7 protein-coding genes are annotated in these 6,723 nt (G+C 70.8%); 3 read left to right on the top strand and 4 right to left on the bottom strand.

The genetic code is table 11. The features are described from left to right. Positions 1-14 precede the first annotated feature (14 nt). Positions 15-656: an HAD-IB family phosphatase gene (locus tag QR77_RS19425; RefSeq protein WP_040023214.1), complete on the bottom strand. Its 642-nt coding sequence runs from the start codon at positions 654-656 to the stop codon at positions 15-17. Positions 657-698: 42 nt separating this feature from the next. On the opposite strand from QR77_RS19425, the gene QR77_RS19430 reads away from it, so the two are divergent. Beyond that, the gene (locus tag QR77_RS19430; RefSeq protein WP_040023216.1) at positions 699-1,151 is read left to right on the top strand and encodes a GNAT family N-acetyltransferase; all 453 of its coding nucleotides are present in this window, start codon (positions 699-701) and stop codon (positions 1,149-1,151) included. A gap of 84 nt (positions 1,152-1,235) precedes the next feature. After that, positions 1,236-2,396 carry a winged helix DNA-binding domain-containing protein gene (locus QR77_RS19435; RefSeq protein ID WP_040023217.1) on the top strand — a complete coding sequence of 387 codons (1,161 nt, stop codon included), beginning with the start codon at positions 1,236-1,238 and terminating at the stop codon, positions 2,394-2,396. A gap of 104 nt (positions 2,397-2,500) precedes the next feature. On the opposite strand, the gene QR77_RS19440 is transcribed toward QR77_RS19435, so the two are convergent. From QR77_RS19440 to QR77_RS19450, 3 genes are all read right to left on the bottom strand, one after another. After that, entirely contained in the window at positions 2,501-3,883 is a 1,383-nt protein-coding gene (locus QR77_RS19440; RefSeq protein ID WP_040023219.1) for a serine hydrolase domain-containing protein, read from the bottom strand. Positions 3,884-3,988: 105 nt separating this feature from the next. Then, positions 3,989-4,441, bottom strand: coding sequence for a VOC family protein (locus tag QR77_RS19445; protein WP_040023221.1), 453 nt, complete (start codon positions 4,439-4,441; stop codon positions 3,989-3,991). Positions 4,442-4,963: 522 nt separating this feature from the next. Beyond that, complete coding sequence (locus QR77_RS19450; RefSeq protein WP_040023223.1) at positions 4,964-5,863, bottom strand: alpha/beta hydrolase; 900 nt, start codon at positions 5,861-5,863, stop codon at positions 4,964-4,966. Positions 5,864-6,054: 191 nt separating this feature from the next. Here QR77_RS19450 and QR77_RS47815 point away from each other — a divergent pair. Next, on the top strand, positions 6,055-6,723 hold a 669-nt coding region (locus QR77_RS47815), incomplete at its 3' end, for a BTAD domain-containing putative transcriptional regulator (RefSeq protein ID WP_040023224.1).

Consider the following 6,723-nt stretch of genomic DNA (forward strand, 5'->3'; position numbering starts at 1 on the left):
CGCCTCCCCCTCGATCAGCCCCGCAGGCGCACCAGTTCGTAGGCCTCGCGCAGATCGCCTCCCGTATACGTGTGCGTGGCCAGTCCGGACAGATGGTGATCCGCGTTGACGGCCACCGCCATCGGTACCGCCGCGAAGATCTCGGCGTCCGACATCGAATCACCGAAGGCGACACAGTCGTCCAGCTCCACCCCGAACTCTGCACACAGCCGGTCCGCGATCTTCACCTTCGCCGCGGCATTGAGAATGCCGGACCTGTCGATCGGCTCGGTGAAAGGCAGAACCGGCCAGCGGGAGCCATGGGCAGCATGCGCGCCCCAGTCCAGCAGCCGTTCCACGAAGAAGTCGGGGGACAGGGATATGACGGCGCAGTAATCGCCCCGCTCCCGGATGTCGCCCCAGACGTCCCGGATGCCCTCCAGCCACGGCGCGCCGTCGAAGGCAGCCGTGACCTGCGCGACCGTGAGCGCGGCCCACAGCTCCCGTACCCGCACGGCGAACTCGTCCGGCGCCAGCCCCCGGACCAGGAAGTCCTGCTCCAGCTCGGCGATCTCGGCTTCCAGACCGAGCTGCCTGGAGATCTCGACAGCGGCGGCCGAACCCCGGATCAGCGTGCCGTCCAGGTCGAAGAGGTGCAGTCTGCGTGCGTTCGCCATGAGAGCCGAGCCTAGACGCTGCCACCCTCTAGGCTGCGGATCATGAGCGACCTGGAGATACGGCCCACCGTCCCCGACGACCTCCCCGCCATCGTGGCGATGCTCGCCGACGACCCACTGGGTGCCCAGCGTGAGTCCCCCGACGACCTCGCGCCGTACACGGCCGCCTACCAGCGGCTCGCCGGCGACCCGAACCAGCACCTGGTCGTCGCCGTGCGCGCCGGACGTGTCGTCGGGACCCTTCAGCTCACGGTCATCCCCGGGCTGTCGCGGCGGGGCGCCACGCGCGCGGTCATCGAGTCCGTACGCGTCCACGCCGACGAGCGCGGCAGCGGCCTCGGCACGCGGTTCATCGAGTGGGCGATCAAGGAAGCGCGGCTGCTCGGCTGCCAACTGGTCCAACTGACCTCCGACACCAGCCGTACGGACGCGCACCGCTTCTACGAACGGCTCGGTTTCGCCGCCACGCATCTCGGCTTCAAGCTCGATCTCTGACCCGAACCGAAGAATCCGAGAAATCCGAGAGGCGACCCATGCGCGGAGCGCGATCGGTGGGACGCGTACAACGAGGAGGCGGCCGTGCACCGCATCAGTGACGAGCAGCGGCGGCTCCGGCTCGGCCGCCGCCATCTGCTGGCCCCTTCCGTACGGGCGCGGGAACCGGTCGCCGTCGCGGACGCCGTTGTCGCGCTGCACGCCACCGACGCCGCGACCGTCTTCCTCTCCGTCTGCGCCCGGCTGGCCGAAGCGAGCGTCCCCGCCCTGGAGCGCGCGCTGTACGAGGACGTCTCGCTGGTCCGGCTGCTGTCCCTGCGCAATACGCTGTTCGCCGTCTCTTCGGATCTCGCGCCGCAGGTGGCTGCCTCGACTGCTGGCGCCGTCGCCGTCAAGGAACGCAGGACGCTGCTGAAGCACCTTGCCGAGCTGGCCAACGGGCTGGACGAGCAGTGGCTCGCCGCCACCGAGGCCGCGACGCTGGACGCCCTCACCGCGCGCGGCGCTGCCACCGGCAGCGAACTGTCCGCCGCCGTGCCCGCCCTGCGTACGAAGATCACCGTCTTCCCCGGTACGAAGTGGGAGGCCGTGCAGGGCGTCGCCAGCCGTGTCCTGCGCGTGCTGGCCGCCGAGGGCCGTATCCGCAGGGACCGGCCGCGCGGCTCCTGGACCTCCAGCCAGTTCCGCTGGAGGGCGTCGGAGGCGTGGCCCACCGTGTCCCCCGACGAGGCGCGCGCGGAACTGGCCCGGCGCTGGCTGCTCTCGTACGGGCCGGGGACCGTGGCCGACCTGAAGTGGTGGACGGGATGGACCGTCACGGCTACCCGCAAGGCGCTGGCGGCCGTCGGCGCCGAAGAGGTCACGCTCGACACCGGCACCGGCTTTGTGGCGGCGGGCGACACGGCCGCCGAGGCGCCCGTCGAGCCATGGGCCGCGCTGCTGCCCGGCCTCGACCCGAGCGCCATGGGCTGGGCCGACCGCGGCTTCCACTTCGATACGGACCACCGCCCCGCGCTCTTCGACCGGTCGGGCAACATCGGCCCGACCGTGTGGTGGAACGGCGCGATCGTCGGCGGCTGGGCGCAGCGCGCGGACGGCGAGATCGTCTGGCGGCTGCTGACCGACCTGGGGCAGGAGGCCGTGACTGCCATCGAGGCGGAGGCGGCCCGGCTGTCGGCGTGGGTGGGTCCGGCCAGGATCACTCCTCGCTTCCGCACCCCGCTGGAGCGGGAGCTGATGGCGTAACGGGCCGACAGCGGCGGGCGGTTGTAGCCGTACTCGACGGTTTGGATCGTGCGTGTTTCACGTGAAACAGCCGATATGTTTCACGTGAAACAACGGACACTCCGTCAGGCCTCCAGGCCGCGCCAGCCTTCGGCGTCCACCCCGCCAGGCACATCGGCCCCCGTCTCGTACGGCTCCCGCGTAAAGACGAAGGACCCGAGGTCGAGATGATCCACCGAGCCGTCGGCCCGGCGTACGACACGCAGGGTCTCCCCCGCGTAGTACCCGTCGACCCCCTTCCAGCTTCCGTCCTGCTGTGCGACGAACCGGGAGCCACGGCCGGCGCCGCGCAGTGGCCGCAGTTCAAGGCCGCGATCCGCCGCCAGCGTCACAGCGACGGAGCCGGTGCCCCAGTACCAGGGGCCGGTCAGCTCCAGCATCGCCGGATCGAACTCCGGCAGCGGTCGCCATGGTTCGGGGATCCGTGGCTCGGCTTCCGCCACGATGCCGACCATTGCGGCGCCCAGCGCGGCGGTGTTGGCACCCGAGGTGCAGTTGGCGAACGCCACCGCCGTGACATCCTCCTCCACGCTCACCCACAGTCCGGCGACGAATCCTGGCAGCGAGCCGCCGTGCCCGACCAACGTCCGGCCGCCCCTGCGGACAACCTGTACGCCCAGACCATAGGCGGCGTCCCAGTCGCCGGCCTCCGGCGGCCCGGACGGTCGGCGCATTTCCCGCACGGACTCCGCGCTCAGGACGCGGTCGTCGCCCTCGGCGAGGAAGTGACCGAAACGGCATAGGTCGGCGACGGTCGACCAGAGCTGACCGGCCGGAGCCATCAGTCCCAGATCCATGGACGGTTCGGGAAGCATCACATCGGCCCAGGGGTGCACAGCCCACCCTCCGGCGTGCGGTGCGACCGGCTGTGCGCTCGTACGGTTCATCGCGAGCGGTTCCAGGATCTCGCGCCGCAGCACCTCGTCCCAGGAGGCGCCGCGCACCGCCTCGATCAGCGAACCGAGCAGCGTGTAGCCGGGGTTGGAGTAGTGGTGCCGGCGCCCGGCGGCGTGCAGGACGGGCTGCTCGCCGAGGACATCGGCCAGCGTCGGGCGCAGTGTCCCCGGCGTCCGCTCCCACCAGGGGGCCGGCGACTCGGCGGCCAGGCCCGCGTTGTGGCCGAGCAGTTGGGCGATGGTGACGTCGCCGACGCCGGTGCCGGGAAGGTGCTTCTCCAGCGGGTCGTCCAGATCGAGCAGCCCTTCGTCGCGCAGCCGCAGCACCAGAACCGCGGTGAAGGGTTTGGTGATCGAGCCGATGCGGTACTGGGTGCCGGCGTCCGGGGCATGTCCGTCGACACAGCTCCGGGACCCCGACCACACCGCCCGTCCGCCGCGCCCCACTGCCGCGACGAGTGAGGGGGCGCGTCCTTCGGCCTGGGCGCGCGCGACGCGGTACAGCAGGGCCCGTTGCGTACCTGGCAGCAGCTCTTCGAGAGGTGAGGTCATGGGCCCAGATCTATCGGTTCCGCGCGGGGCTAGTCGACTTCTTTACGCCGCGCGCGTAAGACGACAGCACCGCCGATCCAGCCGCTGGGACCTGCCGGACAGATGTCAGACCACGCAGAACTCGTTGCCCTCAGGATCTGCCATGACGACGTGGTCGGGCTTGCCCTGCAATGCGTCCTCGCGGATCACGGTCGCACCGGCGGCGGTCAGCCGTTCGACCGCCTCGACCACGCGCGGCCACCGTACGTCCCAGGGGACCTCACGGCCGCCGCCGACCTGTAGATCCAGATGAAGGCGGTTCTTCGCGACCTTCGGCTCCGGCACCTTCAGGAAGGAGAGGCTGGGGCCCGTCCCGTTCGGATCGGAAAGATACGCACCGTCGTCCCACTCCTCCTCCGGGACGTCGTAGTGGGCGAGCCACTCCTCCCAACTGCCGAACCCGACGGGCGGCGGCTTCTCCGTATATCCGAGAGCCAGCGCCCAGAACGCGGCCAGCTCCGCCGGTCGCGCGCAGTCGATCGTCACATTCCATCTGGTCACGCCGATAACCCCGCTCATCACAGATCCCTCCCGATCGAGTGGTGCGGATCGTAGCGGGCACGTCTGACATCGGACTGTCGCCGGGATGGCGGCGCTCCCCTACCGGGCTGTAGATGGCCCTCAGCAGGGCAGGATCGGAAGCCGTCCGGCGACGAACCATGATCGAGGCCGCCCGCGCGTCCGGGGTGCGCAAGGTGGTCAAGCTGTCAGCCATCCGTGGCGGCGATCATGCGACCGGTGTGAGCACGAGCCCGTCGGACTGACACGCACCCGGGGAAAAGGCGCTGGCCTCCAGCGGGTTGGCGTGGTCCGCGCTCCGCCCCAGCTCGTTCGCATCGAACGCCCGCCGATGGGCGGGTGCGATACGGGCGGGCCGGCCCGTATCCAACACAACCGGGGCCGGTACGCAGGGCGTTGTCCATCCCGAGTATGTGGCCGCGGTCGCCCTGCCCGTGACTTCCGTAGCTGGGCACGGGGAACACCGCGACGCGTTCCGCCGGTGATGTTTCACGTGAAACATCACCGGCCGACGGCCGAACATCACCGACCGCCGGTCGACGCCCGCCTCCCCAGCAGGTCTCGCAGTGCCTTGGTGACATCGGCGGGAGCCTCTTCGGCCATGAAGTGGCCGCAGGAGACCCCGATGTGGTCCAGATCGGACGCCCAGGCCTCCCACAGCGCGGCAGCGTCAAAGCCCAGGGCGGTGCCCCAGTCCTGTTGGAGGACAGTCACCGGCATGCGCAACCGGTTCCCGGCCTGACGGTCGGCCTTGTCGTGCTCGACATCGACGCCGGCCGACGCCCGGTAGTCGGCGACGATGGAGTCGACGGCCTCGCGGGACGCCTTCAGGTAAGCGGCGCGGATGTCGGCAGGGATCGCCTCCGGATTCTGGGCCCAGATGTCCAGGAAGTGACCGAAGAAGACATCCGCCGCAGCGCTGATCATCTGTTCGGGCAGACCGGGCGGCTGCGCCATCAGATAGAGATGGAAGCCCACGGCGGCGGAGGTGCCGCTCATCACGTCCCACATGTCCAGCGTCGGCAGGACGTCGAGCGAGGCGAGGTGGGTGACCGTATCGGGGTGGTCAAGACCCGCCCGGATCGCGACCAGCGCGCCCCGGTCGTGACCGGCCAGCGCGAAGCGCTCGTGGCCGAAGGCGCGTGCGAGGGCGACGACATCGGCGGCCATGGTGCGCTTGGAGTAGGCCTGTCCGTCGGTGTCGACCGGCTTGTCGCTGTCGCCGTAACCGCGCAGGTCGGGGCAGAGGACGGTGTGGTCGGCGGCCAGGTCGGCGGCGACATGCCGCCACATCAGGTGGGTCTGGGGGAAGCCGTGCAGCAGCACGACGGGGCTGCCGGAGCCGCCGACAGCGACATTGAGGGACACGCCGTCGGCGACAGCGACGCGTTGGTAGTCGAATCCGTTGATCCTGGGTTCCATGGTGAGGGCCTTTCCCCTTCAAGGTCTGGTGTTCCGACCTGTTCCGACTTGTTCCCGCCGGCACAGGTGCGCCGGCCTTCCCGGCCAGCGTGGCCGTCCGCGCTCAGCAGCCGGTCAGCAACGGCTGAGCACCGTCCGTGGAACGGGGCTGACCAGGGCATACACCGAACGCCCCGGCTACATTGGCTGACATGACCAGCGAGGCGACGGCACGAGCGGTGACCTTCCGCGTGCTTGGTCCGCTGGAGGCTTCGGACGGGCGAGGACCGCTGGTGCTGAAGGGCCCGCGCCATCGCGCGGTGCTGGCTCGGCTGCTGATCGCCAAGGGCAGGGTCGTCCCGGTCGGCCGCCTTGTCGACGACCTGTGGGACCGGCCGCCGGACGGCGCGGTCGGAGTGATCCAGACGTTCGTCTCGGCGCTGCGCCGCGCCCTCGAACCCGACCGGCCTCCCCGGGGTCCCGCCACGCTGCTCGTGACCGCGTCCCCCGGCTACGCGCTGCGAGCGGCGGCGGAATCCGTGGACGCCCGGCAGTTCGAGGCGCTGACCGGTGAGGCCGGCTCGCTGCTGGTGGCGGGACGGGCCGGCGAAGCCCTGTCCTGTCTGGACACGGCGCTGGCCCTCTGGCGGGGTCCCGCGTACGCGGAGTTCGCGGCGGAGGGCTGGGCGCGCGGCGAGAGCGCCCGCCTGGACGGTCTGCGGCTGCTGGCCGTCGAGCGGCGCGCGGAGGCGCTGCTCGGGCTGGGGCGGGCGGCCGAGGCCGTGCCTGATCTGGAGGCCCATGCCTCGGGCCATCCGCTGCGCGAGGACGCCTGGAAGCTGCTGGCGCTCGCGCTCTACCGGTCGGGCCGGCAGGGCGAG

This window comes from Streptomyces sp. 150FB (genome assembly GCF_000818195.1).
Lineage (GTDB): Bacteria > Actinomycetota > Actinomycetes > Streptomycetales > Streptomycetaceae > Streptomyces.

Excerpts from the sequence above, each read along its gene's own strand:
- QR77_RS19450 (WP_040023223.1), bottom strand. The coding sequence starts at position 5,863 with ATGGAACCCAGGATCAACGGATTCGACTACCAACGCGTCGCTGTCGCC.
- QR77_RS19440 (WP_040023219.1), bottom strand. The coding sequence starts at position 3,883 with ATGACCTCACCTCTCGAAGAGCTGCTGCCAGGTACGCAACGGGCCCTG.
- QR77_RS19430 (WP_040023216.1), top strand. The coding sequence starts at position 699 with ATGAGCGACCTGGAGATACGGCCCACCGTCCCCGACGACCTCCCCGCC.
- QR77_RS19425 (WP_040023214.1), bottom strand. The coding sequence starts at position 656 with ATGGCGAACGCACGCAGACTGCACCTCTTCGACCTGGACGGCACGCTG.
- QR77_RS19445 (WP_040023221.1), bottom strand. The coding sequence starts at position 4,441 with ATGAGCGGGGTTATCGGCGTGACCAGATGGAATGTGACGATCGACTGC.